Origin of the sequence: Kitasatospora sp. MBT63 (assembly GCF_000710465.2) — a bacterium.
Classification (GTDB): Bacteria; Actinomycetota; Actinomycetes; order Streptomycetales; family Streptomycetaceae; genus Kitasatospora.
In genome coordinates this window covers 1-1145 of record NZ_JAIZ01000659.1, presented here as the reverse complement: position 1 = coordinate 1145, position 1145 = coordinate 1, and the positions used below count along the sequence as shown (strand labels likewise).

At 77.9% G+C, this 1145-nt stretch carries 1 protein-coding gene; it reads left to right on the top strand.

Annotated features, from left to right (window positions below):
* Positions 1 to 56 precede the first annotated feature (56 nt).
* Positions 57 to 1145: ATP-binding protein (locus tag AA75_RS51140; protein WP_233289315.1), on the top strand; the 1089-nt coding region annotated here is incomplete at its 3' end.

Here is a 1145-nt window from a genome sequence, read left to right as displayed (position 1 = left end):
CCGAGAGCGCCCAGCTGCACACCGACGTCACCGCCGCCCACAACGTGGCGGCCGCCCTGCGCGCCGCGCTCGCCGAGGCCCAGGCCGGGACCGAGCACGACCGCGTCGAGCTGCACGCCCTGCGCACCGCGCTCGCCGAGGCCGACGCCGAGGCCGGGACGCTGCGCGCCGCGGTCCGCACGGCCGAGCAGGAACGGGCCGACCTGCAGGCCCTGGCCGACGAGACCCTGCCCGAGGTGATCGGCCGGCTGCGGGCCGGCGCCGCGGTCAACACCGTGCTGGCCGGCCGCCCGGCCACCGCGCACGACGCCCTGCTGCGCACCGTGGCCGAGGAGATCGGCCGGGGCGAGCGCCAGCGCGCCGCCGCGCTCGCCGTCTGCGCCACCGCCGCCGGCCGGGTCCAGGCGCTGGCCACCTCGATGCACGCCGAACTGCGCGAGATGCAGCACCGGCACGGCGACGACGTGCTCGGCGACCTGCTCGGGCTGGACCACTCCACCGCCCAGGTGGGCCGGATGGCCGACAGCATCGCGGTGCTCACCGGCGCCCGCTCGGGCCGCCGGTGGACCAAGCCGATCGCCGTGGAGTCGATCCTTCGCGGTGCGCTCGGCCGGATCGGCGCCTACCAGCGGGTCCGGCTGCACTCGGCCTCCACGGCCGCGGTGGCCGGGTTCGCGGCCGAGGGCGTGATGCACACGCTGGCCGAACTGCTCGACAACGCCGCCAACTTCTCGGCGCCCCCCGCCGAGGTGCACGTGTACGTCGAGGAGGTCCACTCGGGCCTGGTGATCACCGTCGAGGACGGCGGTCTCGGCCTCGGCGGCACCTGGCTGCGCCGGGCCGAACAGGCCGTCTCCGCCGAACCGCTGGACCTCACCGCGCTGTCCGCCGGGACCAGGCTGGGCCTGGCGGTGGTGGGCTCGCTGGCCCGCAAGCACGGCCTGTCGATCTCCTTCCGCCCGTCCGCCCGCGGCGGCACCGGCGTCGTGGTGCTGATCCCCGAACAGCTGGTCACCCACCCGAACCCGGCGCTGGCCCAGGCCCTGGCGGCCGGCACCTCCCCGGACCGGCGCGCGGCCGACCACCGCCCCGCCCTGGAGCCGCACCGCCCGGAGCCCCGCCGCGCCGAGCCGGTGCGCGCCGAG